Origin of the sequence: Dyella sedimenti (assembly GCF_022760995.1) — a bacterium.
Lineage (GTDB): Bacteria > Pseudomonadota > Gammaproteobacteria > Xanthomonadales > Rhodanobacteraceae > Dyella > Dyella sedimenti.
On record NZ_JAKWJO010000001.1, the window covers coordinates 842572 to 862466 of the forward strand.

Below are 19895 nucleotides of genomic sequence, written 5' to 3' on the forward strand. Positions count from 1 at the left end.
GTCCCAGTTGTAGGATTGTGAGCCATAGCACGTTTTCGAGCGTGCGGTTCATGAAGGAGACGGGGGCATGACAGGAAAGCCTTGGCTAAGGCGGCTGCTATGCCGCATCTTCAGGCACAAGTGGACTCGCCCCGAGCCTGGCCGTCGTGAATGCGCCCGGTGCGGCCGCGTCGAGCAGCGCACCTGGCGCTACGGCTGAGCGTCCATCTGCCGCTGGCAATTGGGGGCGCCGTCCCCACATCGGGGGCTTCCCGCATGAGGAAACCCGATGATCCCATTCTCCGTACTCGACCTGGCGCCGGTCACTGAAGGCAGCGACCCGGCCCGGGCCTTCGCCAACACACTGGACCTGGCCCGCCGTGCCGAACGATCGGGCTATACGCGCTACTGGCTGGCCGAACACCACAACATGCCCGGCATCGCCAGCGCAGCGACGGCGGTGCTGATCGGCTATGTCGCGGGCGGCACCTCGACCATCCGCGTAGGTGCGGGCGGCATCATGCTGCCCAACCACGCGCCGCTGCAGGTGGCCGAGCAGTTCGGCACGCTGGCCTCGTTGTATCCGGGGCGCATCGATCTCGGGCTTGGCCGCGCGCCGGGCACCGACCATGCCACGGCGCGCGCGCTGCGCCGCTATTTCGACAGCGCGGACGCCTTCCCGCAGGACGTGGCGGAGTTGCTGGCCTATTTCGAGCCGGCCACGCCCGGGCAGCCGGTGCGCGCGGTGCCGGGCGCGGGGATCGAGGTGCCGGTATGGCTGCTCGGCTCCAGCCTGTTCAGCGCGCGGCTGGCGGCGGCGATGGGTTTGCCGTTCGCGTTCGCCTCGCACTTCGCGCCCGACGCGATGGACGAGGCATTGGCGCTTTACCGCCGCGATTTCCGGCCGTCCCGGCGCTTGCAGGCGCCCTACGCGATGCTGGGCATCAACGTGGTGGCCGCGGGCAGCGACGCCGAGGCGCGCCGCCTGTTCACCACGCAGCAGCAGAGCTTCATCAACCTGCGCCGCGGCCGTCCCGGCCTGATCCCCCCGCCCATCGACGATATCGAGAGCTATTGGACGCCTACCGAGAAGTTCGGTGTGGAGCATGCGCTGGCCTGCGCGGTGATCGGCGATGCCGGTAGCGTGCGGCAGGGCCTGGAGGCCTTCATCGCCCGGCATCGCCCGGACGAGCTGATGGTCACCGCCAATGTGTTCGACCACGAGGCGCGCTGCCGCTCGTTCGAACTCGTGGCAGAGGTGCGCCAGTGCATGGCTGCCGCCGCGTGACCCGGCAGAGTGGCTCGGCGTGGCGAGGCAGCGCCATGCCGGTGCCGAGGGATTAGCTGGAGTACGCCTGGATTTTGAGGCCCTCAGAGCCTGTTCACGATCTCCCCGTAGCCCGCGTTGAGCCGGTGTGCCCGCCAGGGAATCGAGCGTGGCGAAGCGCCTGACTGGCGGTCAGGTCGAGCCGCGCGCGGCTTCCTGGCGGGCACACCGGCGCAACCCTCCGGGCCGGGTCTGTTTGCCCCCAGGCCGGCGTCATCGCTCGGTCGTGTACGGACGTACACTCCCTCCCTCTTCCTTGCCCTGCGCGCAAACAGCTCCCGGCGCGGACCACGGGGAGATCGTGAACAGGCTCTCAGGGGGCGTCGATGGCTGCGAAGTTCCGGCGGAGGTCCTGCCGGCAGCGGGCCAGCAGCGGGGAAGGGAACAGGCTGACCGAGTCGTCGGCGTAGTGGGCCTCGTCGTCCAGCAGGCCCTGCTCGGCCAGCAACTGGCACATGGCCAGGCGCTGCGCCGCATGCAGCACGCGGCTCATCGGCAGGGTGAGGCTGTCGGCATCGCCGTTGGCATGCTCGATCAAGGCGTCGAGGACCGGCGGCGGCAGGTCCCAGTGCTGACCGGCCTGCACGGTGAGCCTGGCGGCGACGCGCGCGCAGCCGGCGATGAAGGCCGGCGAGCAGGCGGGCAGGGCATCCTGCAGTTCCTTGCCGAGCAGGCGCGATACCGCGCCGAGCCCGCTGTAGCCGACCAGGCCGGCCAGCTGGGCCTCGAACGGATCGCACTGGCCCTTGCTGAGGAACACCGCGGCATGGGCGCAGCGCTCGGCGTGGTCCCACAGCCGCTGGCCCGCCAGCTGGCCCTGGGCGCCGGCGCTGGCCATCAGGATCGGCTTCATCACGTAGACCGACACCACGTGGCGCAGGCCGATCTGGCCGAGCAGTACCACGGCGTGCTGCAGGCTGCCCACCGGGTGGGCGGTGCGGTAGGCCACGCTGCCGGTGACGCGCATGACCTCGCCCACCAGTACCGGATCGCGCCGGATCAGGCCGGCCAGTTGGGCGCCGTTGAGGTTGTCGCTCTTCATCGCCCGCATCAGCTGGGGCAGCACGCTCGGCATGCGCGGCAGGCTGCGCACGTCGAAGCGGCCGCTGTCGCACCATTCCTTCAGGCGTTGCAGCACGGCCTGTTCCCGCGCGGCATGCACGTTCTCGCCGGTATCTGCCGGCAGGTCGAGGACGAAGCGGTAGAAGCATTCCTCCAATTGGTGGCCGGGAATGGTGCCGTCAGGCGCCAGGATGGGGGTTTCCGTGGCCTGCTCGTTCGCAGGGCGATGCGACGCTGGCGTGGCGGGCCTGCGTTCACGCGCGAACCATCGACCCCAGAAACCCATCATCAGCTTCACCCGCTCCCCGTCGACCCGCTTTCGCTCCGCTCCTGTATCGGCACCGGGCGGGAGACCTATAGGGTCAATCGGCGGTTCTGCGACGTGCGGCTCAGCCGTGGAGAGCGGGCGCCCGACCCCGCAGCCAGGCGGCGGCGCCCTGTCCCGCGCGGCGCCCGCTGGCGAAACAGGCAGTGAGCAGGTAGCCGCCGGTCGGGGCTTCCCAGTCCAGCATCTCGCCGGCGCAGAACACGCCGGGCAGGGCCTGCAGCATCAGGTCCTCGCCGAGCGCTTCCAGACGCACGCCGCCAGCGCTGCTGATGGCTTCCTCGATGGGGCGCGCCCGTACCAGGCGCAGCGGCAGGCGCTTGATCGCACGGGCCAGGGCGTCCGCGTCGCGGAACGATTCGCGGGCCAGGCATTCATGCAGCAGCGCGGCCTTGATGCCGTCGATGCCGGCCTGCCGGCGCAGGTGGTCGCCTATGCTGCGGCTGCCCCTGGGCCTGGCCAGGTCGGCACGCAGCCGTTCCAGGGAACGGCCGGGCGACAGGTCCAGCGCGATGGTGGCGGCGCCATGGGCGGCGATGGCCTCGCGCAGCGGGCCCGAGAAGGCGTAGATCAGGCTGCCCTCGATGCCGGTGGCGGTGATGACGCACTCGCCCTGGCGTGTATGTTCGCGGCCGGCGGGATCTCGCCAGTGCAGCACCACCGGCTTGAGCGGCGCGCCAGCGAAGCGGCCGGACAGGTGCTCGCTCCAGCCGATGTCGAAGCCGCTATTGGATGGCGCGAGCGGCGCCACCGCCACGCCTCGGCCGGCCAGCCATGGCTGCCAGGCGCCATCGGAGCCCAGTTGCGGCCAACTGCCGCCGCCGAGGGCCAATACCGCCGCGTCGGCGTGCAGGGCGTGTTCGCCATCGGGCGTGGCCATGCGCAGGCTGCCGTCGCCATGCCAGCCCAGCCAGCGGTGATGCACATGGAAACGCACGCCGCTCTCGCGCAGCCGGTGGACCCAGGCGCGCAGCAGCGGCGCCGCCTTCAGGTCGCTGGGGAATACCCGGCCCGAGCTGCCGACGAAGGTATCCACCCCCAGCCCGCGTGCCCAGGCGCGCAGGTCGTCGGCGTCGAAATCCTCAAGCCACGTGCCGATCTCCCGCGCACGCGCGCCGTAGCGTTGCACGAAGTCCGCCTTGGGCTCGCCGTGGGTGAGGTTCATGCCACCCTTGCCGGCGATGAGGAACTTGCGGCCGACCGAGCCCTTGGCCTCGAACACATCGACTTCGAAGCCTGCGGCATGCGCGACCTCGGCCGCCATCAGTCCGGCGGGACCGCCGCCGATCACGGCGAGACGGGCATGGGAGGGCGTTGCGGACATGGCGAAGGGCTTGGCGGACGGCCGGGCATTGTATCGCCTGTCCATGCCAGCCTCTTGCTTCCTGTAGGAGCGCACCCAGTGCGCGACTGGAGCACTGGAAGGGTCTGCCCAGTCGCGCACTGGGTGCGCTCCTACTGGGGAGAGTCGAAGGGCGGGCGATTTCAGCCGAACACAGGCCGGCCTTCGCGGTCGAGCAGGCCATGCTCCACCAGCCAGCACCGCGCGTTCTCGGCGTCCTGCTCGAACCAGGCTCGGGTCGAGCCGAGCCGGTACGAATAGCCCCAGGCATCCATGTCCGCCATCAGGCGGTCGCGCCCCACGCCGGGCAGTTCGTCGGCCAGCACGATCTGCAGGTAGCAGGTGGCGTCCTCCTCGTCGATGGAGTCGGTGGCGTCCGTGTGCACGAAGGCGCGCCGTTCGGGCGGCAGCACGATCAGGTGGCCGGCCTCGTGCAGCAGCGAGTGCACCGGCGTGTCGCCGCGCGCATAGACGGTGGTGCCGATGATGCCGGCTTCCTCGTCGCCCCAGAAGCTGCCCGGAATGGCCTCGCCGGGCGCCACGTGCACCAGTTGCAGGCCGTAGCGCGCCAACAGCCCCGCCGCGGCCGCGAAGCCGACCTGGTCCAGCCGCGTCACGTCGGCTTCGGTGAGGGTGGGCGCTGATGGCATGGTGGTGGCGGTTCCGGCCAGGCGTCGCGGCGCGCCGCGCGGGACGCGCCGTGGGCCAGGTCAGCCCGATTTGGCTTCGGCCGGATCGGGTAGCGCCACCGAAAGCTCGAGCACCTCGTGCCCGCTGTCGCGCTCGACGTTGATGTTGATGGCCTCGAGGTCGACGTGGACGTATTTCTTGATCACTTCGAGCAGTTCGTTGCGCAGCAGCGGCAGATAGTCGGGCGCGCCGCGGGTGGAGCGCTCCTGGGCCACGATGATGCGAAGACGCTCCTTGGCGACGGCAGCGGTGGGCTCCGGCTTGCGCTTCAGGAAATCAAGAATACCCATCGCGATCAACCTCCGAATACGCGCTGGAAGAAGCCCTTCTTGGGCGCGTCGAGGAAGCGCAGGGCACGTTCTTCACCCAGGATGCGGGCCACGGTGTCGCTATAGGCCTGCCCGGCATGGGAATTGTCGTCGAGGATCACCGGCACGCCCGCGTTGGAGGCGGCCAGCACGTTCTCCGATTCCGGAATCACGCCGACCACGTTGATGCCGAGGATTTCCTCCACGTCCTTGACGCTGAGCATTTCGCCGATGGCCACGCGCGCTGGGTTGTAGCGGGTCAGCAGCAGGTGCTGCTTGATCGCGCCGTCGCCGCGCTCGGCGCGGCGCGTCTTGCTGGCGAGCAGGCCGAGGATGCGGTCGGAATCGCGCACGGAAGAGACCTCGGGGTTCACCACCACCACCGCGTGGTCGGCGAAATACATCGCCAGGTGCGCGCCCTTCTCGATGCCGGCGGGCGAATCGCACACCACGTAGTCGAAGCCTTCCTTGCCCAGGTCCTCGAGCACCTTCTCCACGCCTTCCTGGGTGAGGGCGTCCTTGTCGCGCGTCTGGCTGGCGGCCAGCACGTAGAGGTTGTCGTAGCGCTTGTCCTTGATAAGGGCCTGCTTGAGCGTGGCCTCGCCGTGCACGACGTTGACGAAGTCGTACACCACGCGACGCTCGCAGCCCATGATGAGGTCGAGGTTGCGCAGGCCGACGTCGAAATCGATCACCGCGACTTTCTTGCCGGCCATGGCCAGGCCCGTGGCAAGCGAGGCACTGGTGGTGGTCTTGCCTACGCCACCCTTGCCCGAAGTGACAACGATAATCTCAGCAGTCAAGGCTCATCTCCGCATCATGCTTTGTTGTAGTAATGGCCGTCGATCACAGCTTGGCGATCAACAGTTTCTCCCCTTCGAGCCAGCATTGCACAGACTGGCCTTCCAGGTCTTTGGGAATTTGTTCAAAGACGCGGTAGTGGCCGGCGATCGCCACCAGTTCCGCGCGAAAGTCGGAAATATAGATGCGCGCCTTCTCATCGCCCTGTGCGCCGGCCATGGCGCGGCCGCGCAGGCTGCCATAGACGTGGATGCTGCCGTCGGCGATCACCTCGGCGCCGTTGGCCACCGCGCCGGTGATGACTAGGTCGCGGTCGCGCGCATAGACCTGCTGGCCCGAGCGCACCGTGCCATCGACATGCTGCGCGCCCAGCGAGGCGGCGGCAGGTTCATCGCGCGCCGGTTCGGCATCGCGGGGCGCCTCGGCCTGGGCAGCGGGCGTGGGCGGCGCGATGCTGCCGCCGTCGGCCGGCTCGTAGGCGGCGCGGAACTTGGCGATCAGCGGCAGGCCCATGCGCCGCGACAGCGCTTCGACTTCGCTGGTGCCGTAGGCCAGTCCCACCGGCAGCATGCCGGCGCTGCGCACGGCTTCGAGCAGGGCGTCGATGGTGCCGTCGTCCGGCAGGTCCAGCAGGTGGCTCAGGTCCAGCACCACGGCGGCGCGGGAAAACAGCTGCGGCGCGGCGCGCACGCGGCGTTCCAGCTCCTCGCACAGCGCGGCGGCGTCGGCGCGGCGCACGCGCACGTTGGCAATGCCGACCTGGCCGAAGCGCAGGTCGCAGGCGTCTTGGGTATCCATTCGTGCATTCATGGGCGCCGCTCTCCGGCGAGGCGGCGCTGGGTGGCATCGGAAAGGGACGGACGGGGGCGCTCGGCCAGCCAGGGCTCGTCGGGCAGGCTGCCATGGTCCAGGTAGGTTTCGCGCACGTAGGCGTAGCTGGGCAGGTCCTTGGCCAGCAGGCTGACTTGCGGGCCGTCGGCGCCCATGCGCTGCTGGCCCACTTCCTGGAAGCCGTAGGTGCCGTGGAACAGCACCACCACGTCGTCGCGCGGCTCCAGGAACACCTCGCAGGTCAGCAGGGGCACGCGCACCTCCGCATAGCTGGTGACGTCGCAATAGAAGATGCGACCCAGGCCGTGGCGACGGTAGGCGTTGGCGATGACGATGCGGTCGATGTAGGCGAACTGCGGATAGTGCCCGGAAAACCAGAGGTAGTTGGGGCTGTCGTAGTCGCTGCCTTCGCGCAGGGCGATCAGGAAGCCGGCCAGGTGTCCGTCGATCTCGGCCACCCGGAAATAGTCCGCATGGTCGTAGAAGTAGCGCAGCTGGGCCGCGTCCAGGGCGAGGATGGTGCGGCCGGCGGCGTTGTTGAGCGCCAGTACGGCATCCAGGTCGTGCTCTCGCACGTCGCGGATGGCAAGGGCCATTCGGTGCTCCGCATTGGTATGGTTCGAGGACAAGACCGTTGGTTCGGCCCCGCGTGACAGGGAGGCATTATGGCATGCGTGCGGGGGGCGCACACAGCACGCCGCACCATGTAAAACCTTTGTAAAGCGCCCGCAGCCATGGCTTCCGGCAGGGGGAGGGCAATGACTTCTCGCGCATTGCACCATGCCCGCCGGCGGCCGATGATGCGCCCATGGCCTGGTCCAACATCAATCACATCCGGCTGCTGAGATATGCTGGCCTGACCACTTATCTGTGCGTCGCCCTGCCGCTGCTGCCCGGCAGCTGGAGCCTGGCGCAGGTCAATTCGTGGTGGAGCAATCCCGACATCAGCGGCTGGATCGTTTCCTATCTGATGTTCGGGCTCACCTACCTGCTGCTGACCCGCCGTTCCAGCGTGACCCGCCAGAGCGGGCTGCCCACGCCGGCGCGCTTCGTCGGCCTGGTGATGCTGACCGGCTCGGCCATCGCCATGGGCTGGTTCAGCCAGAGCGGCCTGTCGGCGATGCTGATGCTGGTGATCGCGGTGGTGCTGCCGTGGCAGCTGCCGGTAGGGGCGGGGCTGGTGTGGATGCTGGTGCAGAACCTTCTGCTGATCCCCATCATCGCCAGCTACAAGGGCTGGACCACGGTGACGGCGATCCTGCAGGTGTGCATGTACCTGGGCATCTCCGCGCTGGTGTTCTTCACCTCGATGATCGCCAGCCTGCAAGCCGAGGAACGCGAGGCCCAGCGCCGCCTCAATTCCGAGCTGCGCGCCACCCGCGCGCTGCTGGCCGAATCCACCCGCATCGCCGAGCGCATGCGCATCGCGCGCGACCTGCACGACCTGGTGGGGCATCATCTCACCGCGCTCAGCCTTAACCTGGAAGTGGCCAGCCACCTGGTCAACCCGCAGGCGGCCGAGCACGTGCAGAAGGCGCAGGTGACCGCCAAGCACCTGCTGTCGGACGTGCGCGAGGTGGTCAGCGAGCTGCGCCAGGACGACGCCATCGACCTGACCCAGGCCCTGCGCAGCCTGATCGAGGGCGTGCCGGGCCTGCGCGTGAACGTGGAGACGCCGCCGCGCTTCAGCGTGGAGGACCCGCGCCGCGCCCAGGTGCTGCTGCGCTGCGCGCAGGAGATCATCACCAATACCGCGCGGCATGCCGGCGCGCGCAACCTGTGGCTGCGCTTCGACTACGTCAACGCCAACCTGCTGGAATTGTCCGCGCGCGATGACGGCCGCGGCGCGGCCAACTTCAGGCCGGGCAACGGCCTGTCGGGCATGCGCGAGCGCCTGAACGAGTTCGAGGGCAGCGTGACGGTGGACCAGGCGCTGGCCCAGGGGTTCGCGCTCACCGTGCGGCTGCCGCTGGGCGAGGCGCCCGAACTGGCGCATACCCCGTCACGGTTCGAGCCGCCCGCCCTGGGCATGGTTTAGGGCCGCAGGAATTCACGCCTTGTCACCATGTCATGCCAAAATGCGCCGCTTGGATAGCCGCATCGTCAGAGCCTATGCCATGCCTGCACAGGGGCCGTGCCGGGCGCTGCTTGCCCGACAATCATGTGTCGACATGGCATAGGCTCTTTTCCCCGCTGGCCGCGGGCATCGCACGCAGGCCGGCACCGTTTCGAGGATCCGCGATGATTTCCGTCTGTCTTGTCGATGACCAGAACCTGGTGCGCCAGGGAGTCCGTTCGCTGCTGGACCTGGCGGAGGACATCCGCGTGGTCGCCGAGTGCGCCGATGGCGCCCAGGCTGTGCAGGACATCCCGAGGGTCAAGCCCGACGTGGTCCTGCTGGACCTGCGCATGCCCAACATGAGCGGCCTGGAAGTACTGCAGGCGCTGTCCGCGCGCAACGAGTTGCCGCCCACCATCATCCTGACCACTTTCGACGACGACCAGCTGGTGTTGCAGGGCCTGAAGGCCGGCGCACGCGGCTACCTGCTTAAGGACGTCTCGCTGGAGCAACTGGTGGAGGCCGTGCGCACCGTGGCGGCGGGCGGCTCGCTGGTGGCGCCGATGGTCACCCAGCGCCTGCTGGCTGGGGTGGGCCGCATGCAGAACCAGTTCACCAGCCTGGAGCAGCCCGACCCGCTGACTGAGCGCGAGACCGAGATCCTGCGCCTGCTGTCGGGAGGCTACAGCAACAAGGAGATCGCCAACTCCCTGAAAGTGGCGGAGGGAACGGTGAAGAACCACGTTTCCAACATCCTCTCCAAGCTGGGCGTGCGCGATCGCACCCGGGCCGTGCTCAAGGCGCTGGAGCTGGGCATCGTATGAGCTACCGCCGATCGGCGGGAGTTCCGTTGCCGGGCCTTGCCCGGCGCCATTCGCAGGCGTCTGGAAGGCCAATCCACGGCCGGATGGCGTTCCTGCGCGCGAGCAAGTAGTATCGGTGGCTTCGGCGCTGGCCGACCCCCTGTCATGACGCGATCCTTCGGGCATCTCCCGTGGCGGGCCGGTCTCCGGCGACTGCCCTTGTGTGCCGTATACAGAGAGACGTGCGGAGAACCCCGGAATGATGCGTGTTCTTGAATTTATTGTTGCCCTGGTCATCGTCGCCGTCGTGGCGGTGGTGGTGGGCGTGGTCATGCCCGGCAGCGGCCACGTGGAAAGGTCGTTGGTCGTCGGCAAGGACATGCGTCAGGTCTATGACGTGCTGAACAACTTCCGCCGCTTCCCGGAATACACCGTGCAGCGCGAGTACGACCGTAACGTCAAGTTCGATTTCGGCGGCAAGGCCTATGGCCCGGGCGCCGAACTGAGCTGGTCCAGCACCGACGACAAGGTCGGCAACGGCAAGCTGACCATCGCTTCGGCCGACCCGACCTTCGACAAGGTCGACGCGCAGGCCAAGAAGGCCACCATCGTGTGGAACCTGGACAACGACTGGCGCGGCAACGACAAGCACTTCACGCTCGACCTGGAGCGCCAGGGCAGCCGCGGCCAGCTGACCAAGGTCACCTGGTCGTATGACGTCGACTACGGCTTCAACCTGATCAATCGCTATTCCAATCTCTACATCCACGGCGATCCGGATGCCTTCATCCAGTTCACCGTGAACAACCTGCAGAACGTGCTGGCCTCGGTCCAGAACGTCGACTACACCAAGCTGATCCCGTACATCGAGCAGACCCAGCCGACCCCGGTGCTGCTGGTGTCCACCTCGATCGAGCGCAAGGGCGGTCTCGAGGCGCTCAACGACGCCACCGACAAGGCCATCGGCCAGATCCAGGCCGCCGCCAAGAAGCTGGGCGTGACCACCACCGGTCCGCGCATCATCTACACCACCAACTACGGCGACCAGACCTACACCTTCGACGTGGCGATGCCGATCAGCGCGACCAGCCTGAACGTCGGTGGCCAGACCGTCGAGCTGGCCGCGGCCAAGTCGCCCGACCTGTCCACCGCTCCCGCCGAGGCGAGCACCAGCGCCAATGCCGCCGCGTCCGGCGACAACACCCCGGGCGGCCACGACCGCTTCGGCCGCCTGATCGTGGACAACGACGTACGCGCCTTCCTGGCCTTCGGCGGCCCGGCCCTCAAGGCCGTGTGGAACGGTACCGCCGCCGGCGTGCCGCAGACCCGCGACCTGCTCAAGGCCTACTCGCAGACCCACGGCTACAAGTTCGACGAAGTGGTGAACCGCTTCTACGACATCGAGGCCAAGCCGGAAGTGAAGCAGGGCGACGACGTGAAGCAATACGCCGAGTACGACGTGTACCTGCCGCTGAGCTGGGCGCCGGACCAGACCCCGGAACAGGAAGCGGGCATCAAGCCGCCGTCGCTGGACGACAACAGCGACCAGGCGCCGGCCTCCTCGGGTTCCGCCGCCGCGCCGGCCAGCGCCGCCAGCGCAGGCAAGTAATCCTTCCCAGGCAAGTCTCGAAAAGGCCCTTCCCCGCGGAGGGCCTTTTCATTTCCGGGCGCGCAAGGCCCGGCATGGGCGAACTTTTCGGTTACATTGCGAGTCGATTCGCTTCGGTCGGCCGGCATCGTGCCGCTGGCCGACGCCCGCTTCCTGCTCCGACCGGACATGATCGAAACCGAACAGCTGACCCGGCGCTACGGCGCACTGACGGCGGTGGACGCGCTGAGCTTCCGCGCCGAACCCGGACAAGTGCTGGGCCTGCTCGGCCCCAACGGTGCCGGCAAGACCACTGTGATGCGCATGATCGCCGGCTTCCTCGCGCCCAGCTCGGGCACGGCGCGCGTGTGCGGCCACGACGTGCGCAAGGAACCGCTGAAGGCCAAGCGCCTGCTCGGCTACCTGCCCGAGGGCGCGCCCAGCTACGGCGAGCTGACCGTGCGCGAGTTCCTCACCTTCATCATCCGCATGCGCGGCCTGCAGCGCGACGAGGGCTACCGCCGCTTCGAGCGCGTGGTCGGCGGCCTGCAGCTGGAGGGCGTGCTGGACCAGTGCATCGACACGCTGTCCAAGGGACTACGCCGCCGCGTGGGCCTGGCGCAGGCGATCGTGCACAACCCGCAGGTGCTGATGCTGGATGAGCCCACGGACGGCCTCGATCCCAACCAGAAGCACACCGTGCGCCAGCTGATCGACGCGATGGCGCGCGACCGCACCATCCTCATCTCCACCCATCTACTGGAAGAAGTGCACGCGCTGTGCAATCGCGTGGTAATCATCGCCAATGGCCGGCTGCTGGCGGATGCGACGCCGGCCGAACTGGAAGCCCGCTCGCGCTACCACGGCGCAGTGTCGTTCAGCGCGCAGGGCAGCGGCGTATCGCAGGAGATGCTGGGGCGGCTGCCGCAGGTGGCCTCGATCGAGGTGGATCCGCTGGACGGGCGCATCACCGTGTTCCCGCGTCCCGGCGAGCGCATCCTGGAGCCGGTGGAGTCGCTGCTGCGCCAGCAGGGCCTGGAGATATCGGAAATCCAGCTGGAGCGGGGACGCCTCGACGAGGTGTTCCGCCACATCACCACCGGCACGGAGGGACGCGCATGAGCCCGGTCATGGCGGTGATGCGGCGCGAGCTGCGCAGCTATTTCGTCACGCCCGTGGCGTACGTGTTCCTGGTGATCTTCCTGGTGCTGGCGGGCATCCTCACCTTCTATGCTGGCGATTTCTACGAGCGCGGCCAGGCAGACCTGCAGCCGTTCTTCGCGATGCATCCCTGGCTGTACCTGGTGCTGGTGCCGGCCGTGTCGATGCGCCTGTGGGCGGAAGAGGCCAAGGGCGGCACGCTGGAACTGCTGCTGAGCCTGCCGCTGACGCTGGCGCAGGCGATGCTCGGCAAGTTCCTGGCGGCCTGGCTGTTCATCGGGCTGGCCCTGCTGCTGACCTTCCCGATCTGGATCACCGTGAACTACCTGGGCTCGCCGGACAACGGCGTGATCCTCGCCGGCTACCTCGGCAGCTGGCTGATGGCCGGCGCCTTCCTGGCGATCGGTGCCTGCCTCTCGGCGGTGACGCAAAGCCAGGTGGTGGCCTTCGTGCTGACCCTGGTGGTGTGTTTCCTGCTGATACTGGTGGGTCAGCCGCAGGTGATGGAATTCTTCCAGGGCGCCTTGCCGCGCAAGCTGGTCAATGGCCTGGCGCACCTGAGCATGCTGCGGCACTTCGAGGCCATCTCGCGCGGCGTGCTGGATCTGCGCGACCTGCTGTACTTCCTGCTCAGCATGGCCGCGTGGCTCGTTGCCGGCATGCTGGTGCTCGACCTGAAGCGCACGCCATGACCATGCCGCGCCTTCGTTCCGGCCGCCGCGCCGCCTTGTTCGCCCTGCTGGTGCTGCTCGCCCTGGTCTTTGTGGCCCTCGTGCTCGGCAGCAGCCGCTGGCTGCGCGTGGCCCGGGTGGACCTCACCGCGGACAAGCTCTACACGCTGACGCCGGGCACCGTGCATATCGTGGACAGCCTGCACGCGCCGCTGCGCCTGACCCTGTATTTCTCCAGCCATGCCGCGCGCGACCTGCCGCAGATGCGTACCTACGAGCAGCGCGTGAGCGAGATGCTGCAGGAGATGGTGGCGCGCGCGCGCGGCCGCCTACGCCTGCAGATCGTCGATCCGGTGCCGTATTCCGACGACGAGGCCAGCGCCGAGGGCTATGGGCTCACGCCGGTCGCCGGCGGCACCAACGGCGAGCGCGTGTTCTTCGGCCTGGTGGGGCGCACACTGCCGGCCAACGCGGATGCCGACGGCGATGGCGACGAGCGCCTGCCGGTCAAGACGCTGGCGATTCCCTTGTTCGATCCCTCGCGCGAGACCTTCCTCGAATACGACATCGCCAAGCTGCTCTACGAGCTGGACCAGCCGTCCAAGCCGCATATCGGGCTCATCAGCAGCCTGCCGGTGGAAGGCAACCCGGTGATCGGCGAGCAGCCGTGGACGGTGATGCGCCAGCTCGGCCAGCAGTTCGACGTCAAGACCCTCGATCCTTCCACGCTCAAGCAGGTCGATGGCGACATCAAGGCGCTGCTGCTGGTCCATCCCAAGCACCTGCCGGCCGATGCGCTGTACGCGATCGACCAGTACGTGCTGCGGGGCGGCCACCTAGTGGTGTTCGTCGATCCGGTGGCGGAGATGGACAACACGCCGTTCGTGGACAGCAGCGGCAACATCGACGATCACAATTCCAACCTGTCGCGCCTGTTCGAATCCTGGGGCGTGCAGTACGACCCGCAGAAGGTGGTGCTGGACCGCTCGCGCGCGCTGCGCATCGAACTGGCCGACAGCAGCGCGATGGGGCACCCGGCCATGCTCGGGCTGGGGCAGCAGGAGCTGAACCACGATGACGTGATCACGGCGAGCCTGCAGCGCGTCAATACGTCCAGCGTGGGCTACTTCGACCTGGCGCCCGGCACCGCCTCGCGGCTGGTGCCGCTGATGCAGAGCACCGTCGATGCTGAGGTGGTGTCCAGCCAGCGCGTGCGCGAATCCATCAGCAATCCCGCCGCGCTGCTCGACGGCTACCGGCCGGACAACAACCGCTACGTCATCGCGGCGCGGCTGCGCGGCCAGTTCACCAGCGCCTTCCCGGAACGCGCGAAGCAGCCTGGACACCTGGCCTCGTCCGGGGAGACGGCGGAGGTGATCCTGATCGCCGATACCGACCTGCTCAGCGATCGCCTGTGGGTGTCCTACACGCAGAGCCTGCTGGGGCAGCCGCAGCTCAGCGCGATCGCCAACAACGGCGACTTCATCACCAACGTCGCCGACAACCTCAGCGGCTCCTCGGCGCTGCTGTCCATCCACGGCCGGGTGAGCTCGCAGCGGCCGTTCGCGCGCGTGCTGGCCCTGCGCAGCGCCGCCGACCAGCGCTACCTCGCCAAGATGCAGGAGCTGCAGCGCGAATTGGGCGTCACCCGCACGCGATTGAGCGAGTTGCAGCAGGCCAAGGGTGCGCACGGCGATACCCTGAATGCCGAGCAGCGCGCGGAGATCGAGCAGTTCCTGCAGCGCCAGCTGGCGATCAACCGGGAACTGCGCGAGGTGCAGCACCAGTTCAATGCGGAGATCGACGCCTTGGGGCTGCGCCTGAAATTCATCAATATCGCGCTGGTGCCGCTGCTGGTGACGGTGGCCGGCCTGCTGTACGGCTGGCGGCGCTCGCGCCGCAACCGGCGCCGCGCCTGAGCCGCTCCGCTGACTCTAAGATCGTGAACAGGCTCTAAGTCCTCGGTCCACCGCCGCTCCGCGGGGTAGCCGCGGTGTGTGGCGGAAGGAAAACTGATTCGGCTTGCGGAGCCTACAAAGCTTGTATGCCGCGCACTCGCCGCTGGGATCGTGATTTTTACAAGGCGCGCCACCTGATCGAAAACTTCTTTGTACGGCTCAAGCCGTATCGAGCGATTGCCACGCGCTATGACAAGACCGCTCGCAACTTTCTCGGTGCCATCTACCTCGCTGCGGCCATCGCTTGGCTTAATTGATGACAGGTCCTAGCTTCGCGTCGCCGGCAGGGCGTCGAAACGCCCGCCGCGTCCCACGGGGACTTCCTTCGGTCGTAGGCGGCAACCTGGCGATAACACGACAACCGAGCGGTACCGTTACTGGATCCCGGCCCTTGCCCCCCGGGGTGCGCCGGGATGACGAGCCATGAGGCAAAAGGCGGTCGCGCACAGGGTGCGCTCCTACAGGCGTGATTTCCTGCGTCGCGGGGAAGGCCACGGGGCATGCCGGATGCAAGGTCCCGATGCTGCGGCGCAAGCGAAGCCGCATGCACGGCCGGGCTATCATGGCCTCGTCGCCGCTGACCCGGCCCGGACCTGATCGATGATGGCAAGCGTGCTCAAGTGGATCGTGCCCTGGGAGTTCTCCTGGGTGTTCCTGCTGGCCTTCGTGGCCTGCGGCGCGCTCTACCTGCGCGGCAGCCGTCGCCTGCCGGTGAGCCTGGGGCGTCGCCTGGCGTTCTGGATCGGCATGGCGATGATCTACGTGTCGCTGCACACCTATCTGGATTTTTTCTTCGAGCATGAATTCTTCATGCATCGCATCCAGCAGATCGTGCTGCATCACCTGGCACCGCTGCTGATCGTTGCCTCGTACCCGGGCACGGTGCTGCGCAAGGGTCTGCCGCTGGCCTGGCGCCTGCGCCTGTTGAAGCCGTTGTCGCGTTCCTGGCCATGGCGCGCGGCGAGTGCGGTGCTGCTCAATCCCACCGTGGTGACTATCCTGTTCGTCGCCTTCATCCTCCTCTGGCTGATTCCGGCGATGCAGACGCTGGCCATGCTGGACTGGCGCATCTACCGCTTCATGAACTGGTCGATGCTGGCCAGCGGCTTCAGCTACTGGTGGCTGGTGCTCGATCACCGCCCGCGTCCGCCGGGCCGCATGACGCCGGGCCTGCGCGTGCTGTCGCCGGGCCTCACCATGACGCCGCAGATCCTCGCCGGCGCCATCGTCACGTTTTCCAAGACCGATCTCTACCCGATCTTCGAGATCTGCGGGCGCGCCTTTACCTTCAACGTGATCACCGCGCAGCTGGTGGGTGGTGTGATCATGTGGGTGCCGGCGGCGATCATTGAATCGATCGGCGGGTTGCTGGCGATGCGGCAATGGCTGCGCCTGTCGCGTAGCGGGCGCATCCGCCGCAAGCCGTGGCCCGCGCGTCGCGCCGCGACGGCGATACCCGTGCAGGATTGAGCCGCGCCGCCGGCCGGCCACCCTGGTAGATTCAGTGCGTGTGTTCCGTGCCGGTTCCGGCATCCGTCGCATTCGCCGGCCGCGCGAGGAAGTCCGCATCCAGCGTGCTGCCATCGCCGAAGTGCAGCATCACCTTTACCGTATCACCCGCCTTCACCGGTGCGGCCGCCTGCATCAGCATCAGGTGATAGCCGCCGGGAGCGAGCGCGGCCCTGCCGTGCGCGGGGATCGCCATGCTGTCCACCATGGCCATGCGGTTCACGCCGCCTTCGTGGCTGCTCTGGTGCAGCATGACGCTGGCGTAGCGGGTGCTGCTCGCGCCTTTCAGGCTGGCCGGCTGGTCGCCGTCGTTCTCCAGCGTGGCGTACGCGCCGGCCGGCAGGTCGCCGGGGAGAAGGCGGATCCACGCCTGGCTGACGTGGATGTGGTCGGCCTCGCCGGCATGGACGCCGGCGCCCAGGCACAGGCCGCCCAGCAGCCAGGGCAGGGCGCGTGCGATGCGGAACCTCATGCGGATACTCCGGGATCGAGCAGCAGGTGCAGGTCGTGGACGAGATCGTCCTGCGAACGGTCCGGCGTGGACAGCAGCCGCGCCTTGCCGTTGCGGTCGAAGATATAGATGGCCGAGCTGTGGCTGACCTCGTACTGGCCGTTGCCCTGGTCCGGCTCGCGGGTGAAGGCCGAGCGGTAGCGCTTGCTCAGGGCCTCGATGTCGCGCGGCTGGCCGCTGAGGCCTACCGCGCGAGGATCGAAGGCGCTGACGTAGGCGTGCATCACCTCGGGCGTGTCGCGCGCCGGATCGACGCTGACGAACAGGATGCGCGCGCCATCGGCCAGCGGGCCCAGGCGCTGCATCACCACGTGCAACTGGGCCAGGGTGAGCGGGCATACGTCGGGGCAGTGCGTATAGCCGAAATACAGCAGCACCACCTTGCCGCGATAGTCCTGCCCGGTGACGGGCTTGCCGTGGTCGTCGATCAGGCGGAAGTCGAGGTCGGGCATGTGGCCGGTGACGTCGGTGAGGCGCCAGGCGACCGCATCGCCGCGATGGCAACCCGCGAGGGCCAGTGCGCAAAGGCCAAGGGCCAGCAGCAGCGCCAGGCGGGCGGCGCGACGACATGTCATGCGAAAGGGGATGGGAATCATCCCGCCAGCATACGACACTGCCCGGCGGCCGGCACACGGCCTCTCGAGGGAATACGCCCATGCGACGATCCATCCCCACTGTTGGACTCCTGGTTGGCCTGGCCGGGGCCAGCGCGGTCATGCTCGGCGCGTTTGGCGCCCATGCCTTGCGCGACGTGCTCGACGCACGCGGCACCGAGTTGTGGCATACCGCGGTGAGCTACCACTTCTGGCATGCGCTGGCCCTGGTGCTGGCAGTGTCCGCCGCGCCGGGCCGCGCGCGCCGCGTGGCGTCCGCCTGTTTCGCGCTGGGCATCGTGGTCTTCTGCGGCACCCTGTACGCGCTCGCGCTGGGCGCGCCGCGTTGGGTCGGCGCCATCACCCCGGTGGGCGGGGTGTCCTTCATCGTGGGATGGCTGGCCTTGGGCCTGGCGCTGGCGCCACTGCTGGCGCGCGACCCGCACTGACTGGCGTCAGGCGCGGTCCACGCGCGCCGCATAGCAGCCGTAGCGGGCCATGTGGATGTGCAGGTAGGCGATGTGCCCGTCGCCGAACAGCCGCTCGACCAGCGGTTCCAGCGCGGTGCCCTGCGCCACATCGGCATCGCGCAGCATGCCGTGACGGTCGAAGCCGCGCACCGAGAGCAGGCGGCGGCGCAATTGGTCGGGCACGTCGTCGATCTCGTCGTATTGCCGCTCGTCTTCGCGGATGAAGATCGCATGACTGGAGCGGTACGGCGTATCGGCGGGCTGGTGCTCGTAGTTGAGCAGGATCAGCGATTGTCCCGGCTCCGCGTCGGTCAGGCTGATGCGGCAGGGATAGCCGTGGGCCTGGTCCGCCACCATGCGCACGGCGCGGCGCGCGGCCAGGGCTTCGTCGGACAGCGTGAACAGTTCGGCGAACGGTTCGGCGGGAAGGCCGGTGATGCGGAAGTGCATGGCATGTGCTCCTGGGAAGGGGAACACAGCGTCGCGCCGGCGTTCCGTCGCCGCCATCCGGATCTTGCGCGGCGGATCAGTCGACGCGGAACACCTGGACGCTCTCGCAGGCCGGACAGCGGTAGCTTTGCAGCTCGGCATCCTCTTCGTCAGCCCATTCGCGCGCCGATTGCGGCAGCGAGTCCTGCGGTTCCATCTCGACCGGCTGGCCGGCCCGGGAGCAGGCTTCGCACAGCACGGGGCCGTCGGGCAGCGGGCGATAATCGTCGGCCATGGTGGTTCTCCGCAAGGTGGATGTCGGTGTGCCACCGTAGCGCGCGTACCGTGCATGCAGCGTCGAAGCTGCGGCGTCGGTCGATCAATCGCCGTCGTCCTCGACGGGTTCGGAGGGCCTGAGCTTGAGCCGTCCGTTCTTGCGCAAGGCCTCGCGCAGCACGAACTCGATCTGCGCGTTGACGCTGCGCAGATCGTCGTCCGCCCAGCGCTGCATGGCTTCGAGCACCACGGCGCTGATACGCAGGGGATAGGCCTTCTTGTCAGCCGCCATAGAGCGTGCCGGCATTCACCACCGGCTGGGTGGCGCGGTCGCCGCACAGCACCACCAATAGATTGCTGACCATGGCGGCCTTGCGTTCCTCGTCCAGTTCCACCACGCCCTGCTGGCGCAGCTTGTCCAGCGCCATGGCGACCATGCCCACCGCGCCTTCCACGATGCGCTCGCGCGCGGCCACGATGGCGCTGGCCTGCTGGCGCTGCAGCATGGCCTGGGCGATCTCCTGCGCATAGGCGAGGTGGCTGATGCGCGCCTCGATCACCCGCACGCCGGCCTTGTCCAGGCGGGCCTGGATCTCGTCGCGCAGATGGTCATTGATGACCTCGCCGTGGCTGCGCAGCGCCGGCTTGCCATCCTCGTGCGCGTCGTAGGGATAGTTCTGCGCCATCTGGCGCAGGGCCGACTCGCTCTGGATGGTCGCGAAGTTCTCGTAGTCGTCCACGCAGAACACCGCCTCGGCGGTATCGACCACCTGCCACACCACTACCGCCGCGATCTCGATGGGATTGCCGTCGCTGTCGTTCACCTTGAGCTTGCCGCTCTCGAAGTTGCGCGCGCGCAGCGAGACGCGGCGGCGGCTGCAGAACGGGTTGGTCCAGCGCAGGCCCTCGGCGCGCACGGTGCCGGCGTACTTGCCGAACAGCTGCAGCACCTGGCCCTCGTTGGGAGCGACCTGGAAGAAGCCTTTCAGCATGAGGACCACGAGCACCTCCATGCCGATGCCGGCCAGGACCTCCCAGCTCAGCCTGCCGCCCGCCATGCCGGTGAACAAGGCGAGTCCAAGCAGCGCCAGAAGCAGGCAGACCACGACGGTGGGGATGCCGGCAACCGAAAAACCCTGACGTTCGTTCATGGTGGTTCCTCCCTAGGTGGGAAGAATTAGATATCAAAATGATATCTCCAT

General features: G+C 68.0%; 22 protein-coding genes and 1 pseudogene. 10 read left to right on the top strand and 13 right to left on the bottom strand.

Annotated elements, in window-relative coordinates:
* The first annotated feature begins 268 nt into the window (after positions 1-268).
* Positions 269-1267 carry an LLM class flavin-dependent oxidoreductase gene (locus tag MJ605_RS03840; protein WP_243039721.1) on the top strand — a complete coding sequence of 333 codons (999 nt, stop codon included), beginning with the start codon at positions 269-271 and terminating at the stop codon, positions 1265-1267.
* Between the two features lie 352 nt (positions 1268-1619).
* Here the strand turns inward: MJ605_RS03840 and MJ605_RS03845 are convergent, their stop codons facing one another.
* From MJ605_RS03845 to MJ605_RS03875, 7 genes are all read right to left on the bottom strand, one after another.
* Positions 1620-2657: an HDOD domain-containing protein gene (locus MJ605_RS03845; protein WP_243040015.1), complete on the bottom strand. Its 1038-nt coding sequence runs from the start codon at positions 2655-2657 to the stop codon at positions 1620-1622.
* A gap of 100 nt (positions 2658-2757) precedes the next feature.
* Positions 2758-4017, bottom strand: coding sequence for a TIGR03862 family flavoprotein (locus MJ605_RS03850; RefSeq protein WP_243040016.1), 1260 nt, complete (start codon positions 4015-4017; stop codon positions 2758-2760).
* A 161-nt stretch (positions 4018-4178) separates the two neighbouring features.
* Positions 4179-4685 carry a hypothetical protein gene (locus MJ605_RS03855; protein ID WP_243039722.1) on the bottom strand — a complete coding sequence of 169 codons (507 nt, stop codon included), beginning with the start codon at positions 4683-4685 and terminating at the stop codon, positions 4179-4181.
* A 60-nt stretch (positions 4686-4745) separates the two neighbouring features.
* Positions 4746-5015, bottom strand: a complete 270-nt coding sequence (gene minE / locus MJ605_RS03860; protein ID WP_243039723.1) for a cell division topological specificity factor MinE — start codon at positions 5013-5015, stop codon at positions 4746-4748.
* A 5-nt stretch (positions 5016-5020) separates the two neighbouring features.
* Complete coding sequence (gene minD, locus MJ605_RS03865; protein ID WP_243039724.1) at positions 5021-5836, bottom strand: septum site-determining protein MinD; 816 nt, start codon at positions 5834-5836, stop codon at positions 5021-5023.
* 43 nt (positions 5837-5879) lie between these two features.
* The gene (minC, locus tag MJ605_RS03870) at positions 5880-6644 is read right to left on the bottom strand and encodes a septum site-determining protein MinC (RefSeq protein ID WP_243039725.1); all 765 of its coding nucleotides are present in this window, start codon (positions 6642-6644) and stop codon (positions 5880-5882) included.
* Positions 6641-7261, bottom strand: coding sequence for a GNAT family N-acetyltransferase (locus tag MJ605_RS03875; protein WP_243039726.1), 621 nt, complete (start codon positions 7259-7261; stop codon positions 6641-6643). Before MJ605_RS03875 ends, minC begins: the two co-directional genes overlap by 4 nt.
* Positions 7262-7473: 212 nt before the next feature.
* On the opposite strand from MJ605_RS03875, the gene MJ605_RS03880 reads away from it, so the two are divergent.
* The 8 genes and pseudogenes from MJ605_RS03880 to MJ605_RS03915 all read left to right on the top strand — a co-directional run bounded on the left by MJ605_RS03880 (position 7474) and on the right by MJ605_RS03915 (position 16375).
* Positions 7474-8703, top strand: coding sequence for a sensor histidine kinase (locus MJ605_RS03880; protein WP_243039727.1), 1230 nt, complete (start codon positions 7474-7476; stop codon positions 8701-8703).
* Positions 8704-8906: 203 nt separating this feature from the next.
* A complete protein-coding gene (locus MJ605_RS03885; protein ID WP_019464490.1) occupies positions 8907-9548 on the top strand; it encodes a response regulator in 642 nt (213 codons plus the stop codon).
* Between the two features lie 238 nt (positions 9549-9786).
* Positions 9787-11136 carry an SRPBCC family protein gene (locus MJ605_RS03890; RefSeq protein ID WP_243039728.1) on the top strand — a complete coding sequence of 450 codons (1350 nt, stop codon included), beginning with the start codon at positions 9787-9789 and terminating at the stop codon, positions 11134-11136.
* A 168-nt stretch (positions 11137-11304) separates the two neighbouring features.
* Entirely contained in the window at positions 11305-12237 is a 933-nt protein-coding gene (locus MJ605_RS03895) for an ABC transporter ATP-binding protein (protein ID WP_243039729.1), read from the top strand.
* A complete protein-coding gene (locus tag MJ605_RS03900; RefSeq protein ID WP_243039730.1) occupies positions 12234-12968 on the top strand; it encodes an ABC transporter permease subunit in 735 nt (244 codons plus the stop codon). The genes MJ605_RS03895 and MJ605_RS03900 overlap by 4 nt, the downstream gene beginning before the upstream one ends.
* A gap of 2 nt (positions 12969-12970) precedes the next feature.
* Positions 12971-14866, top strand: coding sequence for a GldG family protein (locus MJ605_RS03905; protein WP_425600978.1), 1896 nt, complete (start codon positions 12971-12973; stop codon positions 14864-14866).
* A 137-nt stretch (positions 14867-15003) separates the two neighbouring features.
* Positions 15004-15162, top strand: a pseudogene (locus MJ605_RS03910) (transposase); the annotation flags it as partial.
* Positions 15163-15505: 343 nt separating this feature from the next.
* Positions 15506-16375: a cytochrome c oxidase assembly protein gene (locus tag MJ605_RS03915; RefSeq protein WP_243039732.1), complete on the top strand. Its 870-nt coding sequence runs from the start codon at positions 15506-15508 to the stop codon at positions 16373-16375.
* Positions 16376-16406: 31 nt separating this feature from the next.
* Here MJ605_RS03915 and MJ605_RS03920 read toward each other — a convergent pair whose 3' ends face one another.
* Together MJ605_RS03920 and MJ605_RS03925 are read right to left on the bottom strand one after the other, a co-directional pair.
* Entirely contained in the window at positions 16407-16886 is a 480-nt protein-coding gene (locus MJ605_RS03920) for a copper chaperone PCu(A)C (RefSeq protein ID WP_243039733.1), read from the bottom strand.
* Positions 16883-17500: an SCO family protein gene (locus tag MJ605_RS03925; RefSeq protein ID WP_243039734.1), complete on the bottom strand. Its 618-nt coding sequence runs from the start codon at positions 17498-17500 to the stop codon at positions 16883-16885. Before MJ605_RS03925 ends, MJ605_RS03920 begins: the two co-directional genes overlap by 4 nt.
* Before the next feature lie 80 nt (positions 17501-17580).
* On the opposite strand from MJ605_RS03925, the gene MJ605_RS03930 reads away from it, so the two are divergent.
* The gene (locus tag MJ605_RS03930; protein ID WP_243039735.1) at positions 17581-17967 is read left to right on the top strand and encodes a DUF423 domain-containing protein; all 387 of its coding nucleotides are present in this window, start codon (positions 17581-17583) and stop codon (positions 17965-17967) included.
* Positions 17968-17973: 6 nt separating this feature from the next.
* On the opposite strand, the gene MJ605_RS03935 is transcribed toward MJ605_RS03930, so the two are convergent.
* The 4 genes from MJ605_RS03935 to MJ605_RS03950 all read right to left on the bottom strand — a co-directional run bounded on the left by MJ605_RS03935 (position 17974) and on the right by MJ605_RS03950 (position 19844).
* The gene (locus tag MJ605_RS03935) at positions 17974-18438 is read right to left on the bottom strand and encodes a DUF1203 domain-containing protein (RefSeq protein WP_243039736.1); all 465 of its coding nucleotides are present in this window, start codon (positions 18436-18438) and stop codon (positions 17974-17976) included.
* A gap of 76 nt (positions 18439-18514) precedes the next feature.
* Positions 18515-18712 carry a hypothetical protein gene (locus MJ605_RS03940; protein WP_243039737.1) on the bottom strand — a complete coding sequence of 66 codons (198 nt, stop codon included), beginning with the start codon at positions 18710-18712 and terminating at the stop codon, positions 18515-18517.
* An 84-nt stretch (positions 18713-18796) separates the two neighbouring features.
* On the bottom strand, positions 18797-18985 hold the full coding sequence (locus MJ605_RS03945) for a type II toxin-antitoxin system antitoxin (RefSeq protein WP_243039738.1): 189 nt from the start codon (positions 18983-18985) through the stop codon (positions 18797-18799).
* On the bottom strand, positions 18975-19844 hold the full coding sequence (locus tag MJ605_RS03950) for an SPFH domain-containing protein (protein WP_243039739.1): 870 nt from the start codon (positions 19842-19844) through the stop codon (positions 18975-18977). Before MJ605_RS03950 ends, MJ605_RS03945 begins: the two co-directional genes overlap by 11 nt.
* Positions 19845-19895: the final 51 nt, after the last annotated feature.

Excerpts from the sequence above, each read along its gene's own strand:
- MJ605_RS03855 (WP_243039722.1), bottom strand. The coding sequence starts at position 4,685 with ATGCCATCAGCGCCCACCCTCACCGAAGCCGACGTGACGCGGCTGGAC.
- MJ605_RS03895 (WP_243039729.1), top strand. The coding sequence starts at position 11,305 with ATGATCGAAACCGAACAGCTGACCCGGCGCTACGGCGCACTGACGGCG.
- MJ605_RS03850 (WP_243040016.1), bottom strand. The coding sequence starts at position 4,017 with ATGTCCGCAACGCCCTCCCATGCCCGTCTCGCCGTGATCGGCGGCGGT.
- MJ605_RS03925 (WP_243039734.1), bottom strand. The coding sequence starts at position 17,500 with ATGACATGTCGTCGCGCCGCCCGCCTGGCGCTGCTGCTGGCCCTTGGC.
- MJ605_RS03875 (WP_243039726.1), bottom strand. The coding sequence starts at position 7,261 with ATGGCCCTTGCCATCCGCGACGTGCGAGAGCACGACCTGGATGCCGTA.
- MJ605_RS03945 (WP_243039738.1), bottom strand. The coding sequence starts at position 18,985 with ATGGCGGCTGACAAGAAGGCCTATCCCCTGCGTATCAGCGCCGTGGTG.
- MJ605_RS03885 (WP_019464490.1), top strand. The coding sequence starts at position 8,907 with ATGATTTCCGTCTGTCTTGTCGATGACCAGAACCTGGTGCGCCAGGGA.
- MJ605_RS03950 (WP_243039739.1), bottom strand. The coding sequence starts at position 19,844 with ATGAACGAACGTCAGGGTTTTTCGGTTGCCGGCATCCCCACCGTCGTG.
- MJ605_RS03900 (WP_243039730.1), top strand. The coding sequence starts at position 12,234 with ATGAGCCCGGTCATGGCGGTGATGCGGCGCGAGCTGCGCAGCTATTTC.
- MJ605_RS03840 (WP_243039721.1), top strand. The coding sequence starts at position 269 with ATGATCCCATTCTCCGTACTCGACCTGGCGCCGGTCACTGAAGGCAGC.
- MJ605_RS03915 (WP_243039732.1), top strand. The coding sequence starts at position 15,506 with ATGATGGCAAGCGTGCTCAAGTGGATCGTGCCCTGGGAGTTCTCCTGG.
- MJ605_RS03940 (WP_243039737.1), bottom strand. The coding sequence starts at position 18,712 with ATGGCCGACGATTATCGCCCGCTGCCCGACGGCCCCGTGCTGTGCGAA.
- MJ605_RS03920 (WP_243039733.1), bottom strand. The coding sequence starts at position 16,886 with ATGAGGTTCCGCATCGCACGCGCCCTGCCCTGGCTGCTGGGCGGCCTG.
- MJ605_RS03890 (WP_243039728.1), top strand. The coding sequence starts at position 9,787 with ATGATGCGTGTTCTTGAATTTATTGTTGCCCTGGTCATCGTCGCCGTC.
- minE (WP_243039723.1), bottom strand. The coding sequence starts at position 5,015 with ATGGGTATTCTTGATTTCCTGAAGCGCAAGCCGGAGCCCACCGCTGCC.
- MJ605_RS03845 (WP_243040015.1), bottom strand. The coding sequence starts at position 2,657 with ATGATGGGTTTCTGGGGTCGATGGTTCGCGCGTGAACGCAGGCCCGCC.
- minC (WP_243039725.1), bottom strand. The coding sequence starts at position 6,644 with ATGAATGCACGAATGGATACCCAAGACGCCTGCGACCTGCGCTTCGGC.
- MJ605_RS03880 (WP_243039727.1), top strand. The coding sequence starts at position 7,474 with ATGGCCTGGTCCAACATCAATCACATCCGGCTGCTGAGATATGCTGGC.
- MJ605_RS03930 (WP_243039735.1), top strand. The coding sequence starts at position 17,581 with ATGCGACGATCCATCCCCACTGTTGGACTCCTGGTTGGCCTGGCCGGG.
- MJ605_RS03905 (WP_425600978.1), top strand. The coding sequence starts at position 12,971 with ATGCCGCGCCTTCGTTCCGGCCGCCGCGCCGCCTTGTTCGCCCTGCTG.
- MJ605_RS03935 (WP_243039736.1), bottom strand. The coding sequence starts at position 18,438 with ATGCACTTCCGCATCACCGGCCTTCCCGCCGAACCGTTCGCCGAACTG.